The 26,741-nt window shown below is 65.8% G+C and carries 28 protein-coding genes; 13 read left to right on the top strand and 15 right to left on the bottom strand.

Going from position 1 to position 26,741, the window contains the following annotated elements; translation table 11 throughout:
* Window positions 1–59: 59 nt before the first annotated feature.
* The 5 genes from C2R25_RS11315 to C2R25_RS11295 all read right to left on the bottom strand — a co-directional run bounded on the left by C2R25_RS11315 (window position 60) and on the right by C2R25_RS11295 (window position 3,494).
* Window positions 60–461, bottom strand: coding sequence for a ribonuclease HI (locus C2R25_RS11315; RefSeq protein ID WP_233203921.1), 402 nt, complete (start codon window positions 459–461; stop codon window positions 60–62).
* A 17-nt stretch (window positions 462–478) separates the two neighbouring features.
* Complete coding sequence (locus C2R25_RS11310; protein WP_103729272.1) at window positions 479–904, bottom strand: 23S rRNA (pseudouridine(1915)-N(3))-methyltransferase RlmH; 426 nt, start codon at window positions 902–904, stop codon at window positions 479–481.
* A gap of 105 nt (window positions 905–1,009) precedes the next feature.
* Window positions 1,010–1,411 carry a ribosome silencing factor gene (rsfS, locus tag C2R25_RS11305; protein WP_199183814.1) on the bottom strand — a complete coding sequence of 134 codons (402 nt, stop codon included), beginning with the start codon at window positions 1,409–1,411 and terminating at the stop codon, window positions 1,010–1,012.
* A gap of 113 nt (window positions 1,412–1,524) precedes the next feature.
* Complete coding sequence (locus C2R25_RS11300; RefSeq protein WP_369825705.1) at window positions 1,525–2,205, bottom strand: nicotinate-nucleotide adenylyltransferase; 681 nt, start codon at window positions 2,203–2,205, stop codon at window positions 1,525–1,527.
* On the bottom strand, window positions 2,202–3,494 hold the full coding sequence (locus C2R25_RS11295) for a glutamate-5-semialdehyde dehydrogenase (RefSeq protein WP_103729271.1): 1,293 nt from the start codon (window positions 3,492–3,494) through the stop codon (window positions 2,202–2,204). The genes C2R25_RS11300 and C2R25_RS11295 overlap by 4 nt, the downstream gene beginning before the upstream one ends.
* Window positions 3,495–3,841: 347 nt before the next feature.
* Here C2R25_RS11295 and C2R25_RS11290 point away from each other — a divergent pair, with 347 nt between their 5' ends.
* Together C2R25_RS11290 and C2R25_RS11285 are read left to right on the top strand one after the other, a co-directional pair.
* On the top strand, window positions 3,842–4,918 hold the full coding sequence (locus tag C2R25_RS11290) for a M23 family metallopeptidase (protein ID WP_103729270.1): 1,077 nt from the start codon (window positions 3,842–3,844) through the stop codon (window positions 4,916–4,918).
* A 1-nt stretch (window position 4,919) separates the two neighbouring features.
* On the top strand, window positions 4,920–5,345 hold the full coding sequence (locus C2R25_RS11285) for a polymer-forming cytoskeletal protein (RefSeq protein WP_103729269.1): 426 nt from the start codon (window positions 4,920–4,922) through the stop codon (window positions 5,343–5,345).
* A 103-nt stretch (window positions 5,346–5,448) separates the two neighbouring features.
* Here the strand turns inward: C2R25_RS11285 and C2R25_RS11280 are convergent, their stop codons facing one another.
* The gene (locus C2R25_RS11280) at window positions 5,449–6,156 is read right to left on the bottom strand and encodes a DUF1013 domain-containing protein (RefSeq protein ID WP_103729268.1); all 708 of its coding nucleotides are present in this window, start codon (window positions 6,154–6,156) and stop codon (window positions 5,449–5,451) included.
* Window positions 6,157–6,339: 183 nt separating this feature from the next.
* Window positions 6,340–7,344: an NAD(P)H-quinone oxidoreductase gene (locus tag C2R25_RS11275; RefSeq protein WP_103729267.1), complete on the bottom strand. Its 1,005-nt coding sequence runs from the start codon at window positions 7,342–7,344 to the stop codon at window positions 6,340–6,342.
* 104 nt (window positions 7,345–7,448) lie between these two features.
* Here C2R25_RS11275 and C2R25_RS11270 point away from each other — a divergent pair, with 104 nt between their 5' ends.
* From C2R25_RS11270 to C2R25_RS11250, 5 genes are all read left to right on the top strand, one after another.
* On the top strand, window positions 7,449–7,667 hold the full coding sequence (locus C2R25_RS11270; RefSeq protein WP_103729266.1) for a DUF1192 domain-containing protein: 219 nt from the start codon (window positions 7,449–7,451) through the stop codon (window positions 7,665–7,667).
* Window positions 7,668–7,828: 161 nt separating this feature from the next.
* A complete protein-coding gene (clpA, locus tag C2R25_RS11265) occupies window positions 7,829–10,198 on the top strand; it encodes an ATP-dependent Clp protease ATP-binding subunit ClpA (protein ID WP_103729265.1) in 2,370 nt (789 codons plus the stop codon).
* A 69-nt stretch (window positions 10,199–10,267) separates the two neighbouring features.
* Window positions 10,268–11,272 carry a ligase-associated DNA damage response exonuclease gene (locus C2R25_RS11260; protein WP_103729264.1) on the top strand — a complete coding sequence of 335 codons (1,005 nt, stop codon included), beginning with the start codon at window positions 10,268–10,270 and terminating at the stop codon, window positions 11,270–11,272.
* A gap of 81 nt (window positions 11,273–11,353) precedes the next feature.
* The gene (locus C2R25_RS11255) at window positions 11,354–12,946 is read left to right on the top strand and encodes a cisplatin damage response ATP-dependent DNA ligase (protein WP_103729263.1); all 1,593 of its coding nucleotides are present in this window, start codon (window positions 11,354–11,356) and stop codon (window positions 12,944–12,946) included.
* A 70-nt stretch (window positions 12,947–13,016) separates the two neighbouring features.
* Entirely contained in the window at window positions 13,017–13,427 is a 411-nt protein-coding gene (locus C2R25_RS11250) for a globin (protein WP_233203920.1), read from the top strand.
* On the opposite strand, the gene C2R25_RS11245 is transcribed toward C2R25_RS11250, so the two are convergent.
* The 5 genes from C2R25_RS11245 to C2R25_RS11225 form a co-directional block, all read right to left on the bottom strand.
* Window positions 13,424–13,702, bottom strand: a complete 279-nt coding sequence (locus tag C2R25_RS11245) for a DUF167 domain-containing protein (protein WP_103729262.1) — start codon at window positions 13,700–13,702, stop codon at window positions 13,424–13,426. The two genes, C2R25_RS11250 and C2R25_RS11245, sit on opposite strands and share 4 nt — an antisense overlap.
* Window positions 13,702–14,277: a gamma carbonic anhydrase family protein gene (locus C2R25_RS11240; RefSeq protein WP_103729261.1), complete on the bottom strand. Its 576-nt coding sequence runs from the start codon at window positions 14,275–14,277 to the stop codon at window positions 13,702–13,704. The genes C2R25_RS11245 and C2R25_RS11240 overlap by 1 nt, the downstream gene beginning before the upstream one ends.
* Window positions 14,274–16,535 (bottom strand): spermidine synthase, encoded by a 2,262-nt coding sequence (locus C2R25_RS11235; protein ID WP_103729260.1) that lies wholly within the window; start codon window positions 16,533–16,535, stop codon window positions 14,274–14,276. Before C2R25_RS11235 ends, C2R25_RS11240 begins: the two co-directional genes overlap by 4 nt.
* Window positions 16,536–16,667: 132 nt before the next feature.
* Window positions 16,668–17,663: a porphobilinogen synthase gene (hemB, locus tag C2R25_RS11230; RefSeq protein WP_103729259.1), complete on the bottom strand. Its 996-nt coding sequence runs from the start codon at window positions 17,661–17,663 to the stop codon at window positions 16,668–16,670.
* An 87-nt stretch (window positions 17,664–17,750) separates the two neighbouring features.
* On the bottom strand, window positions 17,751–19,367 hold the full coding sequence (locus tag C2R25_RS11225) for a M23 family metallopeptidase (protein WP_233203919.1): 1,617 nt from the start codon (window positions 19,365–19,367) through the stop codon (window positions 17,751–17,753).
* Window positions 19,368–19,536: 169 nt separating this feature from the next.
* Between C2R25_RS11225 and C2R25_RS11220 the strand changes: the two genes are divergently transcribed.
* The 5 genes from C2R25_RS11220 to C2R25_RS11200 all read left to right on the top strand — a co-directional run bounded on the left by C2R25_RS11220 (window position 19,537) and on the right by C2R25_RS11200 (window position 24,063).
* On the top strand, window positions 19,537–22,113 hold the full coding sequence (locus C2R25_RS11220) for a helicase-related protein (protein WP_103729257.1): 2,577 nt from the start codon (window positions 19,537–19,539) through the stop codon (window positions 22,111–22,113).
* Window positions 22,110–22,397: an RNA-binding S4 domain-containing protein gene (locus tag C2R25_RS11215; RefSeq protein ID WP_103729256.1), complete on the top strand. Its 288-nt coding sequence runs from the start codon at window positions 22,110–22,112 to the stop codon at window positions 22,395–22,397. The genes C2R25_RS11220 and C2R25_RS11215 overlap by 4 nt, the downstream gene beginning before the upstream one ends.
* A 25-nt stretch (window positions 22,398–22,422) precedes the next feature.
* Window positions 22,423–22,761 carry a ferredoxin FdxA gene (fdxA, locus tag C2R25_RS11210; protein ID WP_103729255.1) on the top strand — a complete coding sequence of 113 codons (339 nt, stop codon included), beginning with the start codon at window positions 22,423–22,425 and terminating at the stop codon, window positions 22,759–22,761.
* 343 nt (window positions 22,762–23,104) lie between these two features.
* The gene (locus C2R25_RS11205; RefSeq protein ID WP_103729254.1) at window positions 23,105–23,638 is read left to right on the top strand and encodes a CarD family transcriptional regulator; all 534 of its coding nucleotides are present in this window, start codon (window positions 23,105–23,107) and stop codon (window positions 23,636–23,638) included.
* A gap of 110 nt (window positions 23,639–23,748) precedes the next feature.
* A complete protein-coding gene (locus C2R25_RS11200; RefSeq protein WP_103729253.1) occupies window positions 23,749–24,063 on the top strand; it encodes a hypothetical protein in 315 nt (104 codons plus the stop codon).
* 4 nt (window positions 24,064–24,067) lie between these two features.
* On the opposite strand, the gene C2R25_RS11195 is transcribed toward C2R25_RS11200, so the two are convergent.
* From C2R25_RS11195 to C2R25_RS11185, 3 genes are read right to left on the bottom strand one after another with little or no spacing between them, the layout of a single operon-like run.
* Complete coding sequence (locus tag C2R25_RS11195) at window positions 24,068–24,952, bottom strand: metallophosphoesterase (protein ID WP_233203918.1); 885 nt, start codon at window positions 24,950–24,952, stop codon at window positions 24,068–24,070.
* Window positions 24,952–25,821, bottom strand: a complete 870-nt coding sequence (locus C2R25_RS11190; protein WP_103729251.1) for a diacylglycerol kinase family protein — start codon at window positions 25,819–25,821, stop codon at window positions 24,952–24,954. The genes C2R25_RS11195 and C2R25_RS11190 overlap by 1 nt, the downstream gene beginning before the upstream one ends.
* Window positions 25,822–25,870: 49 nt before the next feature.
* Window positions 25,871–26,140, bottom strand: coding sequence for a hypothetical protein (locus C2R25_RS11185; RefSeq protein WP_103729250.1), 270 nt, complete (start codon window positions 26,138–26,140; stop codon window positions 25,871–25,873).
* Window positions 26,141–26,400: 260 nt separating this feature from the next.
* On the opposite strand from C2R25_RS11185, the gene C2R25_RS11180 reads away from it, so the two are divergent.
* On the top strand, window positions 26,401–26,715 hold the full coding sequence (locus C2R25_RS11180) for a UrcA family protein (RefSeq protein WP_103729249.1): 315 nt from the start codon (window positions 26,401–26,403) through the stop codon (window positions 26,713–26,715).
* The last annotated feature ends 26 nt before the right edge of the window (window positions 26,716–26,741 follow it).

The raw sequence follows: 26,741 nt of genomic DNA, 5'->3' as shown, positions 1-26,741 counted from the left end.
CGCGTGATTAGGGCAGGCCGACTCGCCCGAAAAGAGAGGAAATGGAAATAGCGCTGCCATCAGCGTGGATGACGGGCCGCCAGAGCCACGCCGGCAAGGTTCTGCGCGCGGCGCACCCAGCGTATGCGAAACGGCGGCAGTTCACGAGCCAGCGCCACGAGCCGCGCCGCATGCGGCTGCGGCCCTCCCCCGGTCTTCAAAGCATGGTTGGCCTGCCGGACCACTTCCAGAGCGTCTCCCACGAAGTCCACCTCGCCGAGATTGTGGTCACGGCTCAGTTCGAGGGCGTGGATCAGTGCGCACCATTCCGCATCGCTGTTCGTACCATCCGCCAGACCGGTGAACACATGGGCGGTGCCGCGGATCACCACCGCAACCTCCACCGGCCCCGGGTTGGGGCGGCAGCCGCCATCGAAGTAGATCTTGAGCCTTCGTCCCACGCTTTCGCCCCTGGGTTTCACGTTGCGATTGGTGCGCGTCAGCCGGAACGGTGGTAGGGGTGCCCGGCGAGAATGGCCGTCGCCCGCCACAGCTGCTCGGCCAGCATGGCGCGGGCCATGAGATGGGGCCATGTCATCCGGCCGAAACACAGAAGATGGTCGGCACGGGCGCGGGCTTCGTCGCCGTGCCCGTCCGCCGCGCCGATCAGGAAGCGGCATTCCCGCACCCCTTCATCCCGCCAGCGGCCCAGCAGAGCGGCGAACTCCTCCGAGCTCATCGCCTTGCCGCGCTCGTCGAGCAGCACTTCGCGTACGGGGGTTTGAGTGGGGGGCGGCACCTTGCCGCCGACGTCCGGCAGTTCGCTGTGCCGGAAGGGCCATGTGATGCGCTTCGCATACCGATCGAGCAACTCGCCCTCTGGCGAACGGGCGATCTTCCCGCGAGCGATGATGTGAAGCAGCATAAGCCAGGACGCGGGGACGGAGCAGTGTCGCCCGCGTGGTTTCCTTTCAAAGACCGGCCGCGCCAGCAGCCGGGCAGGAGAATCAAACGCGTTCCCTTGCGGCGATCAGGCCGCGCCGGACGGTCCGTCGAAGCCCCACATCCGCTCAAGGTTGTAGAAGCTGCGCACTTCCGGACGGAAGAGATGTACGACCACGCTGCCAGCGTCGACGAGGACCCAGTCCGCAGCGGGAAGGCCTTCCACGCGCGGGTGGCCGAAGCCTGCGTCCTTCAGGCGTTCGCCCAGCTTCTGTGCCATCGCGGCAACCTGTCGGGTCGAACGGCCCGAGGCGATCACCATGAAGTCAGCGATGCTGGATTTGCCCTCGAGGTCGATAGTGACGAGTTCCTGTGCCTGGTCGTCATCAAGAGACCGAAGCACGAGGTTGAGCAACGGATCGTCGCTCTCGACTATCGCCGCGGGCGGGGTGGCGCCGGTTGAGTCCGGCTGTATCTGTGCCTGTGGCATTTGGGTTAGGTTCTGCTCCTTTCAAAATCGGCGAGACAGGATGGAAGCCACCCTGCCGCGTTCGATCGTATGCCGTGTAAGCCGGATATGCGGTAAGAAGGCCTGAAGGCCGTTCATTCCGCCGTCCCGGGGATGGGGTGGTGCGTGACTGCGTCCCGCGAAGGCCCTTTGCCGAACCTCCGTGCCCAGTCCGGATCTGCTCGGCGTAGTGCCGTGGCAGACCGCGTATCGGGGTCAAATCGCAATGTCACAAGCGCTGGTGCGCTCCACCTTTCCGGACCGCGAAGACTGGTCAGGGGTCTCCGGAATCTCCCCAGCCAGGCCATCGCGGGGCTCGCGAGGGCGACGCCATCATACCCCGGACGCGCGATTACCGCAATCGGCATGAGTCGGGCCAGATTCCGCCAGTCTCTCCAGCGGTGCAACTGAGCCAGATTGTCGGCTCCCATGAGCCAGATGAAGCGGCGTTGAGGGTAGCGGCGAAGAAGCGCGCGAAGAGTGTCTACGGTGTAGCGCGTGCCCAGTTCCCGCTCGATCGCGGTTGGCCGGATGCGGGCACGACGCGCCTGCGCGCGGGCGGAGGCGACGCGTGCCGGCAGCGGCGCCATGCCGGCCGCCGGCTTGAGCGGGTTCCCCGGTGACACCAGCCACCACACCTCGTCCAGCGCCAGCGCCTTCATGGTGAAAAGGGTGATTCGGCGGTGCCCACCGTGCGCGGGGTTGAAGCTGCCTCCCAGCAGACCCGTCACCGGGCCCCTGCGGATCTTTCCTGTCCTGTTCAACGATGGCCTCAGGGGCGGGTCTGGCCCGCACCGCGCACCTGCCACTTATAGGTGGTCAGTCCCTCCAGCGCGACGGGTCCGCGAGCGTGCAGCCGTCCGGTGGCGATGCCGATCTCCGCCCCCAGGCCGAACTCCCCGCCGTCAGCGAACTGGCTGGACGCATTCACCATCACGATCGCGCTGTCCACTTCGGAAAGGAACCGTTCGGCCGTTTCCGCATCGTCCGTCACGATCGCATCGGTGTGATGCGAGGAGTGCGCCGCGATGTGCTCCAGCGCTGCCTCCACCCCATCGACCACGGCGACGGACAGCACGGCATCGAGGTACTCGGTGTCCCAGTCCTCGCTCGCGGCGGGCCGGACGCGCGGATCGAGGGCCTGCGCCCGCGCATCGCCGCGCAGCTCGCAACCGGCGTCGATGAGACTGGCGATTACCGTCTCACTTGCGGGAAACTGGGTATCAAGGAGAAGCGTCTCCATCGCGCCGCAGATACCGGTACGCCGCATCTTGGCATTCAGCGTGACCTGGCGCGCCATCTCAGCATCGGCGGCGGCATGGACGTAAGTGTGGCAGATGCCATCGAGGTGAGCCAGAACCGGCACGCGCGCATCCGCCTGCACCCGCGCTACGAGGCTCTTGCCCCCGCGCGGCACGATCATGTCGATGAGGCCGGCGGCAGTCAGCATGGCGCCGACGACCGCGCGATCCTGTGTGGGTACCAGCTGGATCGCCGCAGGCGGCAGTCCGACGCTCTCCAGCCCTTCGGCAAAGGCGGCACGGATCGCGCGGTTGGAATTGAGCGCTTCGCTGCCGCCACGAAGGAGAACCGCATTGCCCGAACGCAGGCACAGCGCGGCAGCGTCGGCAGTGACGTTGGGGCGGCTTTCATAGATGATGCCGATGACGCCGATGGGGATGCGAACCCGCGACAGCTTCAACCCGTTGGGCCGTTCGCTCGCCGACAGCACTTCACCCACCGGATCGGGAAGGGTCGCCACCTGGTCGACCGCGTCAGCGATCCCGGCAAGGCGCGCGGGATCAAGGCGCAGCCGGTCGAGGAGCGCGGCCGAGAGGCCCTTCTCCTCCCCGGCGGCGATGTCTCGGGCGTTGGCGGCAAGGATGTCGCCCTCAGCACGGCGCAATGCCGCTGCGGCGGCGCGCAGGGCCGCTGCCCTTTCGGCATCGCTGAGCCGCGCGAGGACGCGCTGCGCCGCGCGCCCGTCCCGGGCAAGTTGTTCCACGAGCGCCTCCGGGGAGAGCGGCGCGGCGGTATCGGCGAGCGGAGCGATCGTGGTGGTCATAACGATCGGGTAGCATCGGGAAACGCGGCTGTCACCGACGCTTGGGTGGCCACCTGCGCGAGCCGCCCCCCGAGTCCCAACGAGCAGTTTTGACCATTACTCGAGAAGCCGGAAAGCACTTCGCAGCACCACAACGGATGTTTCCCTCAATTCACCCGACGACTACCGCGTTTCGGCGCGAAACAGCACTGGTTCGAGGCCAACCGATTCGCGTTCGATTTACACCGCTGCTAGCTGCGCGCCAAATTCACCACAGACAATTTGCCAGCGGGGTCGTTTTGCAGTTCACATCAGCCGGGATGCTTTTGCAGCGTCTCCGGACAGCATTCCCTGAACGTGAATTCATCATGCGTTCGCAGGGTCAGGTCCGTTTCCTTCGTGTCTCTCCACGCAGCCAGATGATCGCGGCCGGCGCCGTGCTGGGCCTTGCGGTTGCTAGCCTCGCTTCAGCGGCGGTGTCGCAATACTCCGCCCGAAGTGCCCTTGCCGACCTGAACCAGCGGGAAGCCCAGATCGCCCGGGCGGAAGGCGAGGTGCAGCGTTACCGTAAGGACATCAGGACTCTGACATCCGATCTCGCTCACCGGCAGCAGTTCATCGAGCAGATGATCGACGCTCATGTCGCCGAGATTCCCGAAGGGCAGCCCGACGCGCAGGTGACTCCCAAAACCCGCGCGATGGTGAATCGCGTGAGCACCGCCTTCCCTGACGCCAGCGCGCTGGCTCATATCGAGGCTGAACAGCTTGCGCTTGTGGAGCGCCTGACGGAGCACGCCGATGCGCGGTCCCAGGCCGCGATCGCATCCATCCGCAAGCTGGGACTCAATCCCCAGACGCTCCTGGCTTCCAGTCGCAAGGCCGGCCAGGGCGGCGAAGGTGGTCCGCTGGTGAAGCTCGCGACTCAGGCCGATGGCCGCCTCGACTCGCGCTTCGCCCGTATGGGTCGCAGCCTTGCACGAATGAGCGCGCTGGAGAACGGCCTCACCTCGGTGCCGCAGGTGAGCCCTGCGCATGTGGCCTACGTCTCGTCCAGCTTCGGCTATCGCTCCGACCCATTCACGGGTGGCGCGGCGTTCCACGCCGGGCTCGACTTCCCGGGGCCGATGGGTTCTCCCATCTACGCCGCCGCCAAGGGGCGGGTCACTTTTGCAGGCCAGAAGCACGGCTACGGCAACTGCATTGAAGTCACTCACGGTAACGGTCTCATGACCCGCTACGGCCATCTTTCCGGCTTTCGCACCCGCGTAGGCCAGGAAGTCGAAGCCGGTGCGCTGATTGGTGCGATGGGCAGCACCGGTCGCTCCACCGGTCCGCATCTCCACTTCGAGGTTCGCGTGAACGACCGTCCGGTCAACCCGCGGCCGTTCCTCGAAGCGGCACGTCTTCAGGGGGGTACCAACAGGGGTCAGAGGGAGACACACTAACATGGCCAAGGCTTTCATAAGCGCGCGCTCGACACCCGTCGGCTCAAGCTTCTCCATGCTCGGCGCCGACGTGACGGTGAATGGCGACATCACCGCCAGCGCCGACCTTCACGTTGACGGCAACGTACAGGGGGACCTGAGCTGCAACGCACTAATTCAGGGCGAAGGCAGCGAGATCCACGGCGCGATCCGTGCGCAGTCCGTTCGCATAGGGGGGCTGGTGCGCGGCTCTGTCTCGGCCCGCGACGTGGTCATCCTCAAGACCGCGCGGATCGAGGGTGACGTATCCTACGAGACGCTCACGATCGAACAGGGAGCTCGGCTCGACGGCCGGCTTTCGCCAGGCGCGACGCAGACGGCAGCGACCCCGATTGCTCGCCTGCCGAAGCTGGACGACGACCTGATCCTGCCGGCTGCGGCAGAGTAGAGGTTTTCAGTAGCTCAACGCTGGGCGAATTAGACCGAGCACAAAAAAAAGGGCCGCGGAAATCGACTTCCGCGGCCCTTTTTTGTCTTCGGCCTGCGTCGGCTTACTCGCCGCGGCTCTCGGCGGCCTCAGCCGCGCGCTTGGCCTCAAGCCAGGCAGCGACTTCCGCTTCCTGAGCGGCTTCGCTGGCGGCCCGCGAGGCGGCTTCACGCTCGGCACGAAGCTCGTCGATCAGGGCCTGACGGTCATCGACCAGGCGTTCGTCGCTCTGACGGTCCTCTTCGATGCCGGCCTTCTTGGCGGCCTTGGCCACCAGAGCGTCCAGTTCGCGCTGCGAGCACAGGCCCAGCGTCACCGGGTCCTTGGGCGTGATGTTGTTGATGTTCCAGTGCGAGCGATCGCGGATCGCCGCGATCGTGTTGCGGGTCGTGCCGATCAGCTTGCCGATCTGCGCGTCCGACACTTCGGGGTGGTTGCGCAGGATCCAGGCGATGCCGTCCGGCTTGTCCTGGCGCTTCGAGACCGGGGTGTAGCGCGGGCCCTTGGTACGGTTCTGCGCGAGCGGCACCTTGTGCATGCGCAGCTTGTACTCGGGATCGGCCTGTCCCTTCTCGATCTCTTCCATCGTCAGTTCGCCCGAGCGCACGGGATCACGGCCGGTGTACTTGCTGGAGGCAAGATCATCGGCCATCGCCTGAACCTCGAGCATGTGCAGACCGCAAAACTCGGCAATCTGCTCAAACGTCAGCGCGGTATTGTCGACCAGCCAGGAGGCGGTCGCGTGCGGCATCAGCGGAGTGGGCTGGCTCATGTCTCTATCTCCGGCGGAAACAATAAGGGCCGCCCCTTCGCGGAGCGGCCTCACCGGTACCGATTTAGGAAACTTTTGCCGGGGGAGCAAGCAAAAGGGGCGGGAATTTGCGTCGTGCTCCCGACAGGTTCCACGTGGAACGCGATTTTCCGCGCGAAGGAGTGCGCCGCCAACAGGCCTGGCTCATGCGACCGAGAGGACGATCTTGCCCACGTGATCTCCGGCTTCCATCCGGGCGTGCGCAGCCGCCGCCTCGGCCAGCGGGAACTGCACGTCCATGACCGGTCGCAGCAAGCCCTCCTCCACGAGCGGCCAGGCGTTTTCGAGGATCTCCCCTGCCACGAGCCCCTTGAACTCATCCGAACGGGGGCGCAGCGTGGAGCCAGTCAGCGTGTACCGCCGTGTCATCACGACCGCCATGTTCAGCTCCGCCTTCGCACCACCCTGCACCGCGATGGTCACATGCCGCCCGTCCGGCGCAAGGCACTTGAGATTGCGCGGAACGTAGCTGCCGGCCACCATGTCCAGCACGACGTCCACGCCGCGCCCCTGCGTGATGCGCGCGACTTCCTCCACGAAGTCAGTCGCCTTGTAGTCGATCGCGTGGTGAGCGCCGATCGCCAGCGCCGCCTCGCATTTCTGCGCCGACCCGCAGGTGACGATGACTGTCAGACCGAAATGACGACCCAGCATAGACGCCATCGTGCCGATCCCGCTCGTTCCCCCGTGGACGAGCAGCCACTCGCCCTCCCGCGCGTGTCCGCGCTCGAACACGTTGTGCCACACGGTGAACAGCGTTTCCGGCAAGGCTGCGGCCTGATCCATGCCCAGGCCATCCGGCACGGGCAGGCAGTGGCTGGCCTTGGCGATGCAGTACTGCGCATAACCGCCGCCGGACACGAGCGCGCACAGCGGCTCGCCCGGCACGAACTGCGTCACGCCCTCGCCCAACGCGGCGACAGTGCCGGAAATCTCCAGCCCCGGAATGGGCGAGGCGCCGGGAGGCGGAGGGTAACTGCCCCGACGCTGGACGACATCGGGGCGGTTCACCCCCGCATAAGCAACCTTGATCAGCACTTCCCCGGCGCCGGGCCGTGGCACCGGCAGGGTCTCGGGACGGAGGACTTCAGGACCGCCGGGGGCGTCGAAGCCCACCGCCGTCATCGTTGCGGGGAGGTCTGCTACCATGAGCTTCCCTGTGCCACAGGATCGCGGGTCTGGGGAACACCCTTTCCGCGCCCGCCCTTGCCGGCCATTGACTCGAAGGGGTTCCCGTTGGATGCTGCGGTGCAATGGACGACGATGATCGACCGCCGCTGCGGTCGTCCAAGAATGACTTGGGCGCTGCCAGCCTTCTCGCCAGCGAAAGCCTGGAGCGCTACTCGCTGGATGAACTCGACGCGCGACTTGCCCTCCTTGACGCAGAAATTGACCGCATTCGACAGCATCGCGAAACGTCGGCGGCCCATCGCCTTGCGGCGGAAGCCTTGTTCAGGCCCCGATCAGAATGACGGGCGCAGCCTTAGCCTGCCGCTCTAAAAGGTTGGTGAGGGGCAACCTCGCAAGACTATCGATCGTTTCCTATATCAAGACCCAAAGCATGGCTCGCCAATCTCCCCTGCGGGCCATTTACCTCCCGGGAGAGCCGTCCCTCACAATGAAGGTCGCTTAAATGCCAAGTTTCGCCCAAAGCCTTGAAAAGACCCTGCACTCGGCTCTGTCTCACGCGTCTGAGCGGAGCCACGAGTACGCGACGCTCGAGCATCTCCTGCTCGCGCTGATCGACGACAGCGACGCAGCCCAGGTCATGCAGGCTTGCGGCGTGGAGCTTGGCGACCTCGGAGACGTGGTACGTCAGTACCTCGATCAGGAATATCAGTCGCTCAAGACCGAGGAGAAGGGCGACCCCGCCCCTACCGCCGGCTTCCAGCGCGTGATCCAACGCGCGATCCTGCATGTCCAATCGTCCGGCAAGGACACCGTGACCGGCGCCAACGTGCTCGTCGCCCTGTTCTCCGAACGCGATTCGTATGCGGTCTACTTCCTGCAGCAGCAGGACATGAGCCGTCTCGACGCCGTCAGCTACATCAGCCACGGCATCGGCAAGGGCGGCAAGCGGGTCGAGGATCGCAGCCCGAAGGGGTCGGAGGAAACCCCGCCGACGCCCGAGGACAAGGCCGAGGCCAAAGCGTCCGCCAGCAAGAAGGACTCCGCGCTCGACCAGTTCACCGTCAACCTCAATGAAAAGGCGTTGTCGGGCAAGGTGGACCCGCTGATCGGACGCGGCCCCGAAGTGGACCGCACGATCCAGATCCTGTGCCGCCGTTCCAAGAACAACCCGCTCTACGTCGGCGATCCGGGCGTCGGCAAGACCGCCATCGCCGAAGGCCTCGCGCGCAAGATCGTCGAGGGCGAAGTGCCCGAAGTGCTGGCCGAAGCTGTCATCTACTCGCTTGACATGGGAAGCCTCCTGGCGGGCACGCGCTATCGCGGCGATTTCGAAGAACGCCTCAAGCAGGTCGTCTCCGAACTGGAGAAGATGCCGCACGCGGTCCTCTTCATCGACGAGATCCACACTGTGATCGGCGCTGGCGCCACCAGCGGCGGTGCGATGGATGCGTCGAACCTGCTCAAGCCCGCCCTATCGGGCGGGACGATCCGCTGCATCGGTTCGACCACCTACAAGGAGTTCCGCAACCACTTCGAGAAGGATCGCGCTCTGCTGCGCCGGTTCCAGAAGATCGACGTGAACGAACCCACCGTGGAGGATACGATCAAGATCCTGCGCGGCCTGCGCAGCGCGTTCGAGGAACACCACCGCGTCAAGTACACGCCTGACGCGATCAAGACCGCCGTCGAGCTTTCGGCCCGCTACATCAACGACCGCAAGCTGCCCGACAAGGCGATCGACGTGATCGACGAAGTGGGCGCGATGCAGATGCTGCTGCCGCCCAGCCGCCGCAAGAAAACCATCACCGCGCGCGAGATCGAAGCCGTGATCGCGACGATGGCGCGCATCCCGCCCAAGTCGGTTTCCTCGGACGACAAGAAGGCGCTGGAGAACCTTGAGCGTGACCTGAAGCGCGTTGTCTTCGGCCAGGACAAGGCCATCGGCGTCCTTTCCACGGCGATGAAGCTGAGCCGGGCAGGTTTGCGTGACCCGGACAAGCCGATCGGCTCGTTCCTGTTCTCCGGCCCCACCGGCGTCGGCAAGACCGAAGTGGCCCGCCAGCTCGCCACGATCATGGGCATCGAACTGAAGCGCTTCGACATGTCCGAGTACATGGAACGTCATTCCGTCAGCCGCCTGATCGGTGCGCCTCCGGGCTATGTCGGTTTCGACCAGGGCGGCCTGCTGACTGACGCGATCGACCAGAATCCGCATTGCGTCCTCCTGCTCGACGAGATCGAGAAGGCGCATCCTGACTTGTTCAACATCCTGCTGCAGGTGATGGACAACGGCCGACTGACCGATCACCACGGCAAGACGGTCGATTTCCGCAACGTTGTGCTCATCATGACCACCAACGCGGGCGCGTCCGACATGGCCAAGCAGGGCATCGGCTTCGGTGACACGTCCAAGGCCGACGCCGGGGACGAGGCCGTGAAGCAGATGTTCACGCCGGAATTCCGCAACCGCCTCGATGCGATCGTGCCCTTCGCTTATCTGGCCAAGGACACCATCAGCCGGGTCGTGGACAAGTTCATCCTTCAGCTGGAACTGCAGCTGGCGGACCAGAACGTCCACATCCAGTTCGATTCCGACGCCCGCGCATGGCTGGGGGACCGCGGTTACGACAAGCTCTACGGTGCGCGCCCGATGGGCCGCGTCATCCAGGAGAAGGTCAAGCAGCCACTGGCGGAGGAACTGCTGTTCGGCAAGCTGGCCAATGGCGGTGAAGTGCATGTTTCGGTCAAGGACAACGCGCTCAACTTCGAACTGACTCCGTCGCCTCCGAAGATGGCCAAGGCGAAGAAGAAGGTGCCCGTGAAGCAGGCGAAGAAGCCGGGCAATCATCCCGAGGCCAGCGCCGACGATTGATAGCGACGGCTTTGCCTGACGATTGACGATGGGGCGGGAACAAGGTGGTTCCCGCTCCATTTTCCTTGAATGGCCCGCGATTTCTCCTGGATCAGACCCGAGCCCTGGGGAATTCACGTCGTTCCTGCCGATTGCTGGATCGATCCGTCCCGGCCCGTCGACAGGGCCCTTGTCACTCACGGCCACGCCGATCACGCGCGCGGCGGCCACGGGTCCACTTTCGCCACGCCTGAGACGCTCGCAATCATGAAGCTGCGCTACGCCACCGAGGCAGGGGCAGTGCCTGTGCCTTACGGAGAGCGCATCGCCCTGCCGGGCGGCGTTGCCGCCACCTGGATACCTGCCGGTCATGTACTCGGGTCAGCCCAGATCCTCCTGGAGCATGCCGGAGAGCGCATAGTCGTAACCGGAGATTTCAAGCGCCGTCCCGATCCCACCTGTCCGCCGTTCGAAGTGACGCCCTGCGATGTGCTGATCACCGAGGCCACCTTCGGCCTTCCGGTCTTCCGCCATCCTCCGGTGGAACAGGAGATCGCCAAACTCCTTTCCGCCCTTGCCGCCAACCCCGAGCGCTGCGTCCTCGTTGGCGCTTACGCGCTGGGCAAGGCGCAGCGCCTGATCGCGGAGCTGCGCCGCGCGGGGCACCGCGACACGATCTGGCTTCACGGGGCGATGGAACGCATGTGTCGGCTCTACGAGGATTGGGGGATCGACCTCGGCCCGCTCAGGCTTGTGTCCGAAGCCGGAAAAGGTGAGTTGGCCGGTGCGATCATCGTCGCTCCGCCCTCTGCGCTCAACGACCGCTGGAGCCGCCGCCTGCCCGATCCGATTACGGCGATGGCATCAGGCTGGATGCAGGTCCGTCAACGCGCCCGCCAGCGCATGGTGGAGCTACCGCTCGTCATCTCCGACCACGCGGACTGGAACGAGCTGACGCAGACCGTGGTGGAGGTAAACCCGGCTGAGACGTGGATCACGCACGGCCGGGAGGAGGCGATGCTGCGCTGGTGCCAGCTGAACCAGCGCAAGGCGCGGGCTCTGGCGCTCGTGGGCTATGAGGACGAGGATGACTGAGAGCCGCCGACCGGGCGCGACGGCCCCCCTGCTCCGCGCCGCCGGCTCACCGCCTGAGACGCACCGGAGGGCCTTCCTCTGATGGAGGAGTTCGCTGCCCTTCTCGACGCGCTTGTCTACACGCGAAGTCGCAACGCCAAGCTCAAGCTGCTGGCCGATTACCTCCGCTCGACCCCGGACCCTGACCGGGGTTGGGCGCTGGCGGCGCTGACGGACGGGCTCGATTTCCCCGCCGTGAAAAGCTCCACCATCCGCAACCTGCTCATGGAGCGGATCGATCCGGTGCTGTGGACACTCAGCCGCGAATATGTGGGCGATTCGGCGGAGACGGCGAGCCTCCTGTGGCCTGAGCCGACCGAGGCACCTTCGCCCCCCACCGTTGCCGAAGCGGTGGACGCCCTCTCCCGCATGACGCGGGCCACTGTCATGGCCGAACTTCCCCGGCTGCTCGACCGGCTCGATGGCAACGGCCGCTACGCACTTCTCAAGCTTGCGACGGGAGCCATGCGCATCGGCATTTCCGCGCGCCTCGCCAAGACCGCGTTCGCACAGGCCTTCGATGTCTCGGTCGAAGACGTGGAAGAGCACTGGCACGGACAGGCCCCGCCCTACACCGCCCTGTTCGACTGGGCCGCTCACGGTGCCGAGCCGCCGAACGCCGATGACATCCCGCTCTTCCGGCCTTTCATGCTCGCGCACGGGCTGGAGGACACCCAGGTCGATCTCGCGGATTATGCGGCGGAATGGAAATGGGACGGCATCCGCGTGCAGGTGGTACGTGCTGGAGGCGCAACACGCGTCTACTCCCGATCGGGCGATGATATTTCAGCCACGTTTCCCGAAATCGCCGAAGCGCTCCACATCGACGCCGTGCTGGACGGAGAACTCCTTGTGCGGGGCGCACACCAAGGCGGAGAGGAAGGCGGCGCGGCCAGCTTCAACGCCCTGCAGCAGCGGCTCGGGCGCAAGACGGTCAGCAAGAAGATGCGCGAGGAGTACCCCGCGTTCGTCCGGCTGTACGATGCCCTGATTGTGGAAGGAAAGGATCTGCGCCCCCGGCCCTGGTCCGAACGGCGAATGGCCCTCGAAGCTCTCGTTCCGCAGCTTGACCCGGCGCGTTTCGACCTCTCGGCCGTGATTGCCGCTGCGGACTTCGCGGAGCTTTCGGCCATCCGCGAGCGCGCGCGGGACGACGCGATCGAAGGTGTCATGTTGAAGCGGCGGGACAGCCCTTACGTGGCGGGGCGGCGGACGGGATTGTGGTACAAGTGGAAGCGCGACCCGCTGCTGGTTGATTGCGTGCTGATGTACGCGCAGCGCGGTTCGGGCAAGCGCAGTTCCTTCTACTCGGACTATACCTTCGGCTGCTGGGATGGCGATCCGGACGAAGGCGCAGACCTGCTTCCCGTCGGCAAGGCTTACTTCGGGTTCACCGACGAGGAATTGAAGTGGCTCGATAGGTATGTGCGCAATCACACCGTCAACCGCTTCGGCCCCGTGCGGGAAACGGACAGGTCGCTGGTCTTCGAAGTCGCGTTTGATTCTGTACACGTCAGCAAACGCCATAAGTCCGGCGTGGCCATGCGTTTCCCCCGCATCAGCCGCATCCGCACGGACAAGCCCGCCCACGAGGCGGACCGCATGGACACCCTGCGCAAACTGATCCGAGATTGACGAGGATCAAGTTCCACGTGAAACGCCGCGGCTAGGAGGGCAGAACATCAACCTGCCCTTGGAGACCGCCGTGCCTGCCGATCACAGCGCCGATAGCGTCGACTTGCCCGACACCCCCTTTCACCGTCTTGGCGGCACGCCGGTCTTCGAGGCAATCTGCAACCGCTTCTATGACCTGATGGAACAGGATCCGGCCTACGCCGAACTGAGGGCGATGCATGCGCCTGACCTCGATCCGATTCGCCGCTCTTTCCCGAAGTTCCTCGCCGGATGGGCCGGCGGTCCGCGCGACTGGTTCGACTCCAATCCGGGACGTTGCATGGTCAGTCTTCACAAGCCCTTCGTCATCAACGCCGCAGTGGCGGCCCAGTGGGCCGAAGCGATGCAGCGCGCGATTGCCGATGTGGCGCCCCAACCGGCGGCGATGGCCGCCGCCATGGGTGAGGCGCTCGCCACTCTTGCGCGAGGAATGAGCCGTTAGGTGACGCGGAACTGCTTGTCGCGCGAAGTTGCGCCGCGCAGCAGTTCGAGACGAGAAGGCGCAATCCCCAGAGCCATGGCCAGCAGATCCCGCACCGCCGCGTTCGCCTTGCCGTCTTCCGGCCTGGCCCTGACCTTCGCCTGCAACCTGCCTTCGACGATCTCCAGCCCTTCGATTCTTGCGCCGGGCGTCACCCGCAGCGCCAGGCGCCCGGCGTCATCGATCAGCTGCCGGACCGCCTCAGCCGGTGGTATCGCCGCAGAGGGGCGCGCCATCAGCCCTTCAGCCCAAGCGCCTCGGCATGCAGTCCGGCGTTGACGACATAGCCCCGGACGCCCGCCTGGTTGGCTGCCACCGCCGCGTCATCCAGATCGCGCACGTATTTGGCGGGCCGGCCCATCCAAAGCTGCCGCGAGGCGATGCGCTTGCCGGTAAGTTGCGACCCCGCAGCGAGCATCCCGTCAGATTCGATGTGACTGCCGTCCATCACGATCGCACCGAGCCCGACGAAGGCGCGGTCCTCCAGAGTGCAGCCGTGCAGCATCGCCATGTGACCGATCAGCACGTCCTCGCCGATGATCGTGGGGTAGCCCTCCGGCCGTGAGGCTTTGGGGCTGTCGCAATGAACGACGGTCCCGTCCTGTATGTTGGTGCGCGCGCCGATGACGATGCGGTGAACGTCGGCCCGAATTACGCAGTTGTACCAGACGCTGGCGTCCGGCCCGATCTCCACATCGCCGATGATGCGGCAGCCCGGGGCGATGAAGGCGCTCGAATGGATGCGGGGCGCCTTGCCGTGGATGCTGGCGATGGTGATGTCGTGCCTGTCTGCGGCGGTTTCGACGGTCATGGGTTCCCTGTCATCCTGCTCCAGCGTACGTACGGGAGGATGGACGCGTGATCGTCCGTCCAGGGGTGCGACGCCCGCTCTTCCAGCACCGTCCATGGCGCATCGGAGCGGGCCCGCGCAAGCCCGTCCAGCACAGAGGCCTTGGCTGAAAGCGCGATCCAGCGCGAAGGCGCGTAGCGGCTCTCGTCGCTCGGCCGGTCCTCCCGGGAAAGCGCACGGAGCCCGTTCGCCTCGGCATTCGCACCGACCACGGGCGCAAGCTCGATGTAGCGGTTCGAGATATGCAGCAGCAGAAGCCCCCCGGGCGCCAGCACTCTGCGGTAGACCTGCAGAGCCTCGGATGTGAGAAGATGCATGGGAATGGCGTCCGACGAGAAGGCGTCGATGACCAGCACGTCCAGCGTGCGCGGCGGAAATTTCGTCAGCTCGAGGCGGGCATCGCCGAGGACGACGTGGGCATCGGGCGTACAGTCGCGCAGGAAGGTGAAACGGCCCTCGGTCGAGAAGCGCAGCACGACCGGATCGATTTCGAAGAAGGTCCATTGCTGTCCCGGTCGCGCCTGACAGGCGAGCGAGCCGGTGCCGAGCCCGACGACCCCGATGCGCGCGCCCGGTCCGATGATGTGCGGCGTGGCGGCCAGCGCTAGCCCTACCCCGGAAGTGGGGCCGTAGTAGGTAAGCGACTGCCTCGCCCGCGCTGCATCCAGCGCCTGCATCCCGTGCAGCGTCGTGCCGTGGGCGAGCGTGCGAACCTTTCGCTCCGCATCATCGCGCAAGGTGTAGATCCCGAAGTAGCTTCGCGTCCGGTCGCCATCCAAGGTCGCGCGCATGGTCCACCAGCCGCCCTGCGCAACCATCGCGACAAGCAGCACCACCACGAAGGCCCAGCGCCAGGCCATGACCATCACACCGACGCCCACGAGAAAGATGGTGAGGAGAAGCACGAGAAGATCGTTGTCGCCCTCTGCACGGCTCTGAAGCAGTTCCCAACCGAGGAAGAGTGCGGCCACCATCAGCAGGCCCAGAGCGATGCGCGCCATTCCCGGCTCGACGCCGTCCGAGTCCCGCCATCTCAGCAGCGGCTTCAGCGGCATCAGAAGTGCCGCCGCAAGGATAAGCAAGGGGTGCTCCCAGGCCCAGTCGAACGCCAGCGGCGCGATCAGCGCGGTGAAGAGGCCGCCCAGCGCGCCGCCCGCCGACGTGGTGAGATAGAACCGCGTCAGATGCTCGGGGCTCGGCCGCAGGTCGTAAAGACGCGAATGCAAAGCCGTCGCTACGCAGAACAGCAGGAGGCACGTTCCGCCTACGATCCACAATGTGCCCGAGCCATTGGACAGCATGGCGTAGCTTCCCGCGAAAAGCACGAAGAGCGGAGCGATGCGGGTGACGGAGCGCGCGTTGGTGCGGCCGTCCGCGAAAGCCACCACGAAGCTCAGAAGGTAGAGGCCGAGGGGAATGACCCACAGGAGGGGCATGGCGAAGATGTCGGTCGTCAGGTGCGTGGTGGTCGACAGCATCAAGCCGGAAGGAACGGCGGAAAGCACGAGCCACAACGCGACGGTCCGCCTGTCGATCGGAGCGCCGCCTGAACCTCGCGCTTGGGTGAAGCTTCGCGCCGTCTGTGCGGGCGCGTGCCAGCGGCTCAGGGCAGAGAGGCCGACCAGCAGCACCAGCAGGCCGAAGCCCGCTGACCATGCAAGGCTCTGCGCCCGCACGCTTAGCAGCGGCTCGGCCAGCAGGGGGTAAGCGATAAGTCCCGTGAAGCTGCCCAGATTGGACGCCGCGTAGAGCGCCCATGGTGCCCCGGCCGCCGGGTCCGCCGCGAACCACCTCTGCATGAGTGGCGCCTGTGCCGAAACGGCGAAGAACACCGGCCCGATGCTCGCCCCGAGCAGAAGCGGCACCCACGCCGCCTCCGGCAGACCTGTGATCGGAGGCAGGTCCACCAGAGCCACGGGCAAGGTCAGGGCTGCAAGAAGAAGCAGGGCCAGATGAATCGCGGCCTGGCGGCGCAAGGTGAACCGCCCCAGCCAGTGCGCATAGGCATAGCCGCCGAGCAGAAGCGCCTGATAGACCAGCATGGCGCTGTTCCACACGTTCGGAGCGCCGCCCAGCCGCGGCAGCGCCATGCGCGCGACCATGGGCTGAACCAGAAACAGCAGGAAGCTTCCCACTAGGATCGTCGCCACGAAGAGCCCCCGCCTTGCGCTCTTCCCGGCTGTTACCCCGTCCGTCGTTTCTTCAGCCGTTTGCCTCATGCCGGATATCGCCCCGTCTGTTCACGAACAGGAGACGTACCTGCCGGGGCTGCTCAAGAACAGGTCATTGCGCCGAAAACACCTCTTGCGCGCTGCCGAAAGGGCATGAGGCGGCGCGCCGATCGGCGGAACTTACCCGCGCAGCAGGCGTGCGGCGTGCGCGGCGTGGTAAGTCAGCACGCCGGAGCACCCTGCCCTCTTGAAGGCAAGCAGTGTCTCCAGCACCATCGCGTCCCGATCCGCCGCGCCTGCCGCGACCGCGTGCTCGATCATCGCGTACTCACCCGAGACCTGGTAGGCGAAAACGGGAATCTCGAAGGTTTCCTTCACCCGGCGGACGATGTCGAGATAAGGCAGCCCGGGCTTGACCATGACGCTGTCAGCGCCTTCGGCCAGGTCCATCTCGACCTCGCGCACCGCTTCCTCCGCATTGGCCGGGTCCATCTGGTAAGTCTTCTTGTCGCCCTTCAGCAACCCGCGTGAGCCGACGGCGTCCCGGAACGGTCCGTAGAAGGCCGAGGCATACTTCGCCGCGTAGCTCATGATCTGGACGTTGATGTGCCCGCCTTCTTCCAGCGCATCGCGGATGGCGCCGATGCGGCCATCCATCATGTCCGAAGGGGCGATGATGTCAGCGCCCGCGTTCGCCTGGTTGACTGCCTGCCCGACCAGTGCCGCCACCGTCTTGTCGTTCAGGACATAGCCGGCCTCATCGATCAGCCCATCCTGGCCGTGGCTGGTATAAGGGTCGAGCGCGACGTCGGTGAGCAGCCCGATACGGTCGCCCAGCGCATCGCGCACCGCGCGTATCGCGCGGCACATGAGGTTGTCGGGATTGAGCGCTTCGCGCCCGTCCTCGCTCCGGCGCTCCGGCTGGGTATGGGGAAACAGGGCCAGCACCGGGATGCCAAGGTCAACGGCCTCGCGCGCGCGCTCAACGATAAGGTCCACGGACCAGCGCGATACACCCGGCAGAGCCTCCACCGGCTGCTCCACACCGACGCCCTCGGTGATGAACAGCGGCCAGATGAGGTCCGCGGGGGTAAGCACGGTCTCGCGGTGAAGCGCACGGCTCCACGCGGTTGCACGGGTGCGGCGGAGGCGGGTGTGGGGATAAGTGCCGGTCATGCGCGGTGCTTGCCGGAAAACGGCGCTGCGTTCAATCGCACGCGCTTGCCAAGGCCGACGCGTGGCTTGCGTTCCACGCGCCTGCCCCTACGGCGCAAGCTTGTCGATCTCGCGCTGCGCCTGCGCGCTGCCGCTACCCTCGGGCGCCAGCGAGCCGAGTGCCGCCCCGGGTTCGACCGCCAGAAGAGCGTTCAGGCGGGCCTTGAAGGCGTCGCGCTCACGCCCGTCGATCTGCGGACGCTGGACCACGGCGATACCCGCCGGATTGATCGTCCGGCCGTTGCGGTACGCCTCGAAATGGAGATGCGGCCCGGTGGAGAGGCCCGTGGATCCCACGTAGCCGATGACCTGCCCGGCCCGCACCTGCCCGCCGTTGCGTACGGCTATGCGGCTCATATGCGCGTAGCCCGTACCCAATCCGCCCCCGTGCTGGAGCCGGACGTAATTGCCGTGGCCGCCATGACGCCCGGCATACGTGACGGTGCCATCCGCGACGGCATAGATTGGAGAGCCGTGACGCGCGCCGAAATCGATTCCGGCGTGCATGCGCATATAGCGCAGGATCGGGTGGCGCCGCGCGCCGTAGTTTGATGTGATACGCCCGGCGACGGGCTGGCCAATCGGCACGCTGCGAGGCTGTCCCACCGCGCTCGCGGCAAACATCGCCCTATCCTTGCCCCACCGCACCAGTTGCAGCCTGGGCTTCCCGCCCCGTTCCACCCCGGCGTAAAGCAGGTCGCCCACCTGCCGCTCGCCCTTCGCGGACCGGCGGTAACTCACGATCATGTCAAAGCCGTCCCCGGACCGCAGGTCGCCATCGAGGCTCAAGTACTTGTCGACGGCCTGGAGGTAGGACTGGATGGCGCCCACCGGTGCACCGGCGTTGCGGGCGGAGCGGTAGAGACTGGAGCCCACGGTGCCCCGGATCCGCAGCGGCGTGTCGTCTACCCGGATCGGGTGCTGCACCACGGCCAGGCCGCTACCCTTGCGCTCGATCGACAGGTCGAGGTCGAAGCGGGCGCGGAAATCCAGGCTCTCGAGAAGCCGCGCCTCGCCTTCGGCCGGGCGGCGGCCCAGCGTGATGTCGAATTGCGTGCCGGACGCGATGTCCCCGTTGGGAAGAACATGCGCGATCAGCTGCGCCACGCGAGCTGCATCACCCGCCCCGACGCCGGCCCGTTCCAGCAGCCGGCCGAGACTGTCCCCTTGCCCCAGCGTGGACACCAACTGCACCCGCGGGCGCTCGGGCGCATCCGCCAACGGACTGACGCGCGGAGTAGCGCCCATGTGGCGGCCACTGTCGGCGCCCAGCGCCAGCGGTGCGATGGACTGGCTGCGAAACTCCTCGCGCTCTTGCTGGCCAAGTGGCATCGCCGCTGCCGTTTGGACGCTGGTGAACCCGGGGCACAGCGCAATCGCGGCTGTTCCCAGCCCCAGCAAGGTCGCAAGGCCGCGCAACCAGGTGCGGCTCCCGATGTCGCTGGCAAGGTCCGGCGCCAGATCGACCCTGGCACACCAGGACTCGATGGCTGCCCGCAGGCTGGCGCCCCGGACCGGTTCTTCCTGAACGCTCGCGCTCGACGGAAAGGCAAGGATGACGGGCTCGTCGCATGCCGCTGCGCGTACCCCCGCAGCCCCTGACGGCCCACTTTCGTGGTCAATTTCCGCCCGTTCGGTGTGAGCGCGCTTGACGGCTTTGAACAAGATGCGCGGTTCCCTCGTAGCAACCCTTTTTCGGCCCGCGTGGTGGACCTCGCTGACTTTCCCTGCCCGGACAAGGTTACGAACATCCTAAGACTGTGGATTTGCGTGCGTGTTTCGGACGTTGCGTCCCTTGCGAGCGGCCGGTCGCAGTGCCACATCTATCGTCATAATGGTTCAGCACCGGAACGGTTCGGCTTTGAAGGATGCTCCTGGCGGGGTGAAGGCGGTTCTCGGGCCGACCAACACGGGCAAGACTCACCTCGCCATCGAGCGTCTCTGCGCACACTCCAGCGGCATGATCGGCTTCCCGCTGCGCCTTCTGGCGCGCGAGGTCTACGATCGCGTCGTGAAGATCAAGGGCGAGAGAAGCGTCGCGCTGATTACCGGCGAAGAGCGGATCGAGCCGAAGGAAGCCCGCTATCGGCTCTGTACCGTCGAAGCCATGCCCGTGGCGGAGCGGTCCATGGCCTTCGTCGCCATCGACGAGGCGCAGCTGGCGGCCGATCGCGAACGCGGCCATGTCTTTACCGATCGCCTGCTGCACGCCCGGGGACGCGAGGAGACGATGATCCTCGGCTCGTCGACTGTGGAGCCGCTGGTACGGGCGTTGGTGCCGCAGGCGGAAATCGTTACCCGTCCGCGCTTCTCCACCCTCTCCCATGCAGGCGCGAAGAAGCTCAGCCGCGTCCCGCCGCGCAGCGCCATCGTGGCGTTCTCGGCCGAGCAGGTCTACGCCATCGCCGAAATGCTGCGCCGCTTCCGAGGGGGTGCGGCGGTGGTGATGGGCGCACTCTCGCCCCAGACCCGCAACGCGCAGGTGGCGCTCTACCAATCGGGCGAAGTGGATTACCTCGTCGCCACGGACGCCATCGGCATGGGCCTCAATCTCGATGTCGAGCATGTGGCCTTCGCCGGGCTGTCCAAGTACGACGGGCGCCGCCATCGCCGCCTGACACCACCCGAGATGGCGCAGATCGCCGGACGCGCCGGTCGTCACCAGAAGGACGGTACGTTCGGCACGCTCACGGGCACCGGCGGGCACGACTCCGATTTCGAACCCGATGAGATCTACGCGATCGAGGAACATCGCTTCGCGCCTCTCACCAAGCTGTTCTGGCGCGACCCGGAACCGCGGTTCGACACCCTTGCCACGCTCATCGCCGATCTCGAGGCGCCCCCTTCCCGCCCCGAGCTTGCCTCCGCCCCCGAAGCCATCGACCTTGCCGTGCTAAAGCGCCTGGCGGATGAAGGCGCGGTGGCCGACACCGTGCGTGGCATCGGTCAGGTGCGCCGCTTCTGGGACGTCTGCCGCTTGCCGGACTTCCGCCAGCAGGGCGTGGAGACGCATTCGCGCTTCGTCGCGAGGCTTTGGCAGGATCTTCGCGCTGGAGAACTTGGGGCGGATTTCGTGGCGGCGCAGATCGCGCAACTTGATCGTACCGGCGGCGATATCGACACGCTGCAGGGTCGCATCGCCGCGATCCGGTCCTGGGCCTATATCGCACAGCGCCCCGACTGGGTGCTCGCCCGCGATGAGATGGCCGCCCGCGCCCGCGCCGTGGAGGCTCGACTTTCAGACGCACTTCACGGCAAATTGACGGAACGATTCATCAACCGCAGGACAGCTGTTCTGATGAAGAAACTTGGCCCGGACACCGGCCTCCTTTCGGTACGGCTCGAAGACGAGGAGGTGCTGGTCGAAGGCGAGCACATCGGCTCCCTGCGTGGCTTCACCTTCCAGGTCGATCCCGGTGCGCGGCTGTCGGACCGCAAGCTGCTTCTGGCAGCGGCGGAAAAGCACCTCGCGACTCTGCTGGGCAAGCGGGCGGACACGCTGGTGGATGCGGTGCACGAAGGCTGTGCCGACATCACACTGGAGAACGGCGCGCTCGTCTGGGACGGCCAGAAGCTGGCAACCCTGGCTCCCGGCCGCTCGCTGCTGACGCCGATCCTCGTTCCCGACCGCGCGCTGGATGCCGTACCCGGGCCGTCGCGCAAGGCGCTGGTCGCCGCGCTCGAGCGCTGGCTGGAGACGGCGCTTGCTCCCCTGGCGCCGCTCACCAAGCTGGACGAGGCAAGCCGCTCGACCGAGGCCGGTCCGGACTTGCGCGCCTTGCTCATCGCTCTGGTGGAACGTGGCGGGATCGCCGCCCGCGAAGGGTCCGGCGTCGATCGCCTCGACAAGCAGCGGCGCACTATGCTTTCCCGCCTGGGCGTGAAGGTCGGTGCGCTCGATCTCTTCGTCCCGGCAATGCTGCGGCCGCAGACCATCACGCTCTGGCGCCAGCTGGCGCGCGTGGCCGGAAAGCAGGACGGTGCAGCGCCCGACCCCGCGATGCCCCCCGCCCTGCCCGCCGGCAGCCGTCGCCCGCCCGCCGGCTACCGCAACCTCGGCAAACAGTTCCTGCGTCTCGACATGGCCGAGAAGCTGCTGCGCGAGGCGCACGATGCACGCGGCGGCGAGAAGCACGCCGGCGAGAAGCGCGCTGGCGAGAAGCGCGGCACCTTCGCACTCGATCCTGCGCGCGCCGTATCCATGGGTTTGACCACCGCGAGTTATGCGCGCCTGCTCAAGCTGGCTGGCTTCCAGGCTATCGTGCCGCGTGCGCTTGCCGAGGGCCAGCACGGCCCACCGGCTCCCGTCCGCTGGCGCTGGCGTCCCTCTCGCCGGCACACGGATGCAGAGCCTGCAGCCCAGGTGCGGCGGGACAGCGCGTTCGCGGCGCTTGCGGACATGGTGCGGTGAGGGTCGACAAGCTCCTCTGGTTCCTCCGCCTCGCGAAGACGCGGCCCGTCGCGCAGACCATGGCCGAGGAGGGCCACATGCGGCTCAACGGGCGGCGGATCGACCGGGCACACCAGAAGATCGCGGTCGGCGATGTGCTCACCCTCTCCATAGGTGGCACTGTGAAGGTGATAGAAGTCCTTTCTTTGCCCCTGCGCCGCGGACCCTATAGCGAAGCGCAGGGTTGCTACAGAGTGCTTGACGGCAGGGCCATCGATCCCATAGCAGCGCCGCCAACCAACTGACGCGTGAAGGAAGGAAAGCGCACTCATGACGTACGTCGTCACCGACGCCTGCATCAGGTGCAAGTACATGGACTGCGTCGAGGTCTGCCCCGTGGATTGCTTCTACGAGGGTGAGAACATGCTGGTCATCAACCCCAGCGAATGCATCGACTGCGGCGTGTGCGAACCGGAATGCCCGGCGGAGGCGATCCTTCCCGACACCGAAAGCGGTCTCGAGCAGTGGATGGAGCTGAACGCCAAGTACTCGGCGGAATGGCCTAATCTCACGTCGAAGAAGGACGCGCCTGCCGACGCCGACGAGATGAAGGGGGTCGAGGGCAAGTTCGAGAAGTTCTTCTCGCCCGAACCGGGCGAGGGCGACTGATTTTTTCTGCAGAAAGCAGCCCGTCCGACGGAGACTGCTTTTTTCGAACATTCAGAACCGCGTAGCAGGGCAGAACCCTGCTGCCGCAGTGAGCCGGGAGGCGCGAAAACGAAAAGGTTTCCGCGCCTCTGGCTTTTTTGCCATATCGGTGCTATATAATCGCTCAACTGCCCGGGCTTCTGCCCGTTCGGCAGGCATTTTCAGTGCGAGGCAGGGTTCGAAAGAAGACGGTTGGGGAGAAGAGTCTGACCGGACGGCGGAGACAGCACGTCTCCATGTCGCACCCTCCGGTTTATCTCCCGATTCGAAACGAACGGCAACCCTGCAGGTGAAAGGACGATACATGGCAACCAGGGCCGACGCCTTCGATGTTGGAGATTACGTCGTTTATCCTAAGCACGGCGTAGGCCGTGTGATCGAGCTGCAGAAGCAGGAAATTGCCGGGATGCAGCTCGAGCTTTATGTTCTGCGGTTCGAAAAAGAGCGGATGACGCTGCGCGTACCGGTGAACAAGGTCGAATCCATCGGGATGCGCAAGCTGTCCTCCGACAAGACCCTGCGCGAAGCCCTGGACACGCTCAAGGGCAAGCCCAAGGTCAAGCGCACCATGTGGTCGCGCCGCGCGCAGGAGTACGAAGCCAAGATCAACTCGGGTGATCTGGTTTCGATCGCCGAGGTGACCCGCGACCTGTTCCGCGCGGACGACCAGCCGGAGCAGAGCTACTCGGAACGTCAGATCTTCGAAGCCGCATCCTCGCGTCTTGCGCGCGAACTCGCGGCGATGGAAAAGACCGACGAGCCGGCAGCGCTCAAGAAGATCCTGGCGATCCTCAACGAGTACGCACCCAAGTACTACGACAGCGCCGAAACCGCCTGACACAGGCGTTCCACGTGGAACCAGGAGGCCGCTTCCCCCGAAGCGGCCTCTTCGTTTATGAGCGCCCCATCGGCGCTTGCGCCGGCATGAGGCCAAGGAAGGATACTGGAATGATCCGCCGCTCTACGATCGTGCTGACCCTGGCATCTGCCTTCATGCTCTCCGGCTGCGTCCGTACCGCCGCCAGCATCGTCACCGCACCCATCCGCGTGGCAGGCAAGGCTGTCGACTGGACCACGACCAGCCAGTCCGAAGCCGACGAGAAGCGTGGGCGCGCCTTGCGCAAGCGCGATGAGGAAATCGGCAGGCTGGACAAACAATATCAAAAGCACATGCGTCAGTGCGACAAGGGTTCGGAAGAGGCTTGCGAGCGCGCCCGGGACGTCTACGCGGACCTGCAGGACCTGCGCTCGCGCCCGATCTGACGCCTCAGTGCACTGGTGGGTCGACCGGCGGTACGGTGGCAATGGGCGCGACCGGCTCCCTCGGCTCGCGCGGGGGCAGGGCGTTTTCCGGGACCTCGTCGATCTGCATGGCCCGCGTGGGAACCTTGGCCAGATTGCGTGCGGTGACCCGCACCTGACCGCCTTCCACGACAATTTCGTTGAAGCTGGGCGGGGTCGAGCGGATCCGCTTCGACAACGTGCCGGCGCCGATCATCCGCAGCGGACCGGCCGCCGTTTGCTCCGTGAGATCGAAGGCGTCATGAACATGCCCGGAGAGCACACCCATCACCTTGCGGCCGGCGAGCGCTTCCATCGCGCGCGTCCCGTTGATGGTCAGCAGCTTGCCATCCGCTCGCCGCTCGGTCAGCGGATGATGGCAGGCGACGAGGATCCGCGTTCCTGAAGGAAGGGCGTCTATCGCATCCAGGGTGTGACGGAGAGCGCGCTCCGTCACCCACCCGTTCGACCAGGGAAACCGCTGGTACTGGGCACGCGTGGTCGTGCGAAGCGGTACGATGGCCAGATCAGGCAGGTCCAGCTCCGTCTCCACCAGCCGCTCGATTGCCTTGAACCGCTTGTACGGCGCGAAGAAGCGCTGGTAGAGATTGAAGTAGGGAATGTCGTGATTGCCGACTTCCACCGTCACGGGCACCTTGAGGGCCGTGATCCACTCACAGGCTGCCCGGAATTCCGGATGGCGCGCCCGCATGGTGAGATCGCCGGTTATCGCGATCGCGTCCGGCTTTTCGGTTTCGATGCAGCTCTTCACCCAGTCCAGCGCACGGGTGTCTTCCAACCCGAAGTGAATGTCGCTGATGTGAAACAGCCGCAATGGACCATTGCGCATCACTGCGGCTTGCCCGTGCATTACGTCTCGAACTCCTTCGTCGTGACCAGGTCCACCTCGCAGGTGCCCAGCTCGAATTCTTCTTCTTCGGCCCCGTCGAAGGGCTCGCCATCTATCAGCAAGCCCATCTGTTCGCCTGCGGGGCAGACCAGCCGCAGGCGTGGATGCCGCCCCAGGTCGTCATGCGGGCCGTCGCGAAAGTTGCGGTTGAGCAGCGCGATGCCTTGCCCGGCATAATCTGCAAGGGACTCCGCGTAATAGCCGCTGGCGTGCAGCCCATCCTCGTGCGGGACCACCGTGATCGCCGCATAGCCTTCCTCCCGGCCGCAATCGATTCCGGCGCAGTGAACCTTGGGGCCGGCGGTGGATTGCACGATGGCTTCGCGGGTGGAAGCCACGAAATCGATGACGTTCAACGCCCGCATCGCCTCGCGCACCTCGTTCCACACCGTACCGGGCCCGGCCAGCGCGCCGGTGAGCCCGATCCCGTGGCGGGACCGGATCACGCTGGGACGGACGGTACGCAGCGATCCCGTCAGCCGCCCGACGATCTCGGGAGCGGGCACTTCGCCATGCATCCGCTTGGCCAGCAGGTTCATCGTCCCCCCGGGCAGCACCAGCACGGGCTTGTCCCAGCCGCAGGCCTTCATGACGATGGAGTGCGTGGTGCCGTCTCCACCGAACACGGCCAGCATCTCCACACCCGCGGCGTCCAGATCCGCCGGGGAGGGCGCCGGGTCGTCCGGGAACCGCAGGAGGCGGTCGACGGTCATTCCGGCGCCTGCGAAAGCCTGGACAAGCTCATCGACGGCCGCATCGTTGTTGCTGCCGCTGGCCGCATTGCAGACGAGCCAGACTTTGGACGGTTTCGTGCCGCGTGCAGGTGTCATGCGCCAAAAAGCCTCCGATGCCCTGCGAAGTTCCCGTAGCCTTGGACGTTCATACCCGACCGGTGAAGATCAGCCACGCCGACAGCGTATTGAGGCCGCTGTAGAACACATAGACCAGCGCCCAGCCGGTCGATCCCGCCGCCACCATCACAAGCGCGCCGAGCAGCATCACGAACTCCACGATGAGGCTGAGCCTGCCGCCCAGTGTTTGGAAGAACCAGGGCACCTGCATCAGCATCGGATGATTGCTGTCCAGCACCGCCCTGTGCGCGGCGAAATTGAGCACCCCAAGGCAGAAGACGATGATCAGCGGCAGCATGCGGGCGCAATCCTAGCGCGGGAATCGCCGCAGCGCCACGGGTGAGGGCGATTCGTCCCTGACGGATGCCGTCGCCCGCCATCTTCCATGTCGTTCGTCGGCTGCAAACGTCACTTGTCCGGCGCGCTTTGCCTTTGTCGATCCCCCTCGGCTGAAAATCGACCTCCGGATGCTGGGCCGCCCCGGGTGGTGCACATGACACTCATCGAGCCGGACGGAACCTTCTTCCCCAAGGCTCACACCATGAGGAGGAAAGCATCATGTTCAAGACCCAAGCCATCGTCGCCGCCGCTGTCTGCACCGTCAGCCTGTTCGCCGCGCCCGCCGCTTTCGCGAAGTCCATTGAAGTGACTTACGGCGACCTCGACCTGACGACCGCATCCGGCCAGGCCGAACTGGACAAGCGGATCACCACCGCCGCGCGCAGGGTCTGCCGCGTCGACCGCCCGACCACTGGAACGCGCATCGCCGGCATGGTCGATCACGCCTGCTACGAGCAAGCCCTGTCGAACAGCCGCGAACCGGTTGCCACCGCGATCGCCCGGGCCGACGACGGCACCCGTCTCGGCGGCTGAGCCCCCCTTTCACCGAGGTCCCAAAA

Source organism: Novosphingobium sp. HII-3, assembly GCF_002916655.1.
Taxonomy (GTDB): domain Bacteria; phylum Pseudomonadota; class Alphaproteobacteria; order Sphingomonadales; family Sphingomonadaceae; genus Novosphingobium; species Novosphingobium panipatense.
Note: the sequence above shows the minus strand (reverse complement) of the source record. Positions and strands in the feature narration are given on the sequence as shown.

Coding starts and splice junctions, on each gene's coding strand:
- C2R25_RS11310 (WP_103729272.1), bottom strand. CDS start 904: ATGCTGCTTCACATCATCGCTCGCGGGAAGATCGCCCGTTCGCCAGAG.
- rsfS (WP_199183814.1), bottom strand. CDS start 1,411: ATGCCACAGGCACAGATACAGCCGGACTCAACCGGCGCCACCCCGCCC.
- C2R25_RS11295 (WP_103729271.1), bottom strand. CDS start 3,494: ATGACCACCACGATCGCTCCGCTCGCCGATACCGCCGCGCCGCTCTCC.
- C2R25_RS11290 (WP_103729270.1), top strand. CDS start 3,842: ATGCGTTCGCAGGGTCAGGTCCGTTTCCTTCGTGTCTCTCCACGCAGC.
- C2R25_RS11285 (WP_103729269.1), top strand. CDS start 4,920: ATGGCCAAGGCTTTCATAAGCGCGCGCTCGACACCCGTCGGCTCAAGC.
- C2R25_RS11280 (WP_103729268.1), bottom strand. CDS start 6,156: ATGAGCCAGCCCACTCCGCTGATGCCGCACGCGACCGCCTCCTGGCTG.
- C2R25_RS11275 (WP_103729267.1), bottom strand. CDS start 7,344: ATGGTAGCAGACCTCCCCGCAACGATGACGGCGGTGGGCTTCGACGCC.
- C2R25_RS11270 (WP_103729266.1), top strand. CDS start 7,449: ATGGACGACGATGATCGACCGCCGCTGCGGTCGTCCAAGAATGACTTG.
- clpA (WP_103729265.1), top strand. CDS start 7,829: ATGCCAAGTTTCGCCCAAAGCCTTGAAAAGACCCTGCACTCGGCTCTG.
- C2R25_RS11260 (WP_103729264.1), top strand. CDS start 10,268: ATGGCCCGCGATTTCTCCTGGATCAGACCCGAGCCCTGGGGAATTCAC.
- C2R25_RS11255 (WP_103729263.1), top strand. CDS start 11,354: ATGGAGGAGTTCGCTGCCCTTCTCGACGCGCTTGTCTACACGCGAAGT.
- C2R25_RS11245 (WP_103729262.1), bottom strand. CDS start 13,702: ATGGCGCGCCCCTCTGCGGCGATACCACCGGCTGAGGCGGTCCGGCAG.
- C2R25_RS11240 (WP_103729261.1), bottom strand. CDS start 14,277: ATGACCGTCGAAACCGCCGCAGACAGGCACGACATCACCATCGCCAGC.
- C2R25_RS11235 (WP_103729260.1), bottom strand. CDS start 16,535: ATGAGGCAAACGGCTGAAGAAACGACGGACGGGGTAACAGCCGGGAAG.
- hemB (WP_103729259.1), bottom strand. CDS start 17,663: ATGACCGGCACTTATCCCCACACCCGCCTCCGCCGCACCCGTGCAACC.
- C2R25_RS11220 (WP_103729257.1), top strand. CDS start 19,537: ATGGTTCAGCACCGGAACGGTTCGGCTTTGAAGGATGCTCCTGGCGGG.
- fdxA (WP_103729255.1), top strand. CDS start 22,423: ATGACGTACGTCGTCACCGACGCCTGCATCAGGTGCAAGTACATGGAC.
- C2R25_RS11205 (WP_103729254.1), top strand. CDS start 23,105: ATGGCAACCAGGGCCGACGCCTTCGATGTTGGAGATTACGTCGTTTAT.
- C2R25_RS11200 (WP_103729253.1), top strand. CDS start 23,749: ATGATCCGCCGCTCTACGATCGTGCTGACCCTGGCATCTGCCTTCATG.
- C2R25_RS11195 (WP_233203918.1), bottom strand. CDS start 24,952: ATGCACGGGCAAGCCGCAGTGATGCGCAATGGTCCATTGCGGCTGTTT.
- C2R25_RS11190 (WP_103729251.1), bottom strand. CDS start 25,821: ATGACACCTGCACGCGGCACGAAACCGTCCAAAGTCTGGCTCGTCTGC.
- C2R25_RS11185 (WP_103729250.1), bottom strand. CDS start 26,140: ATGCTGCCGCTGATCATCGTCTTCTGCCTTGGGGTGCTCAATTTCGCC.
- C2R25_RS11180 (WP_103729249.1), top strand. CDS start 26,401: ATGTTCAAGACCCAAGCCATCGTCGCCGCCGCTGTCTGCACCGTCAGC.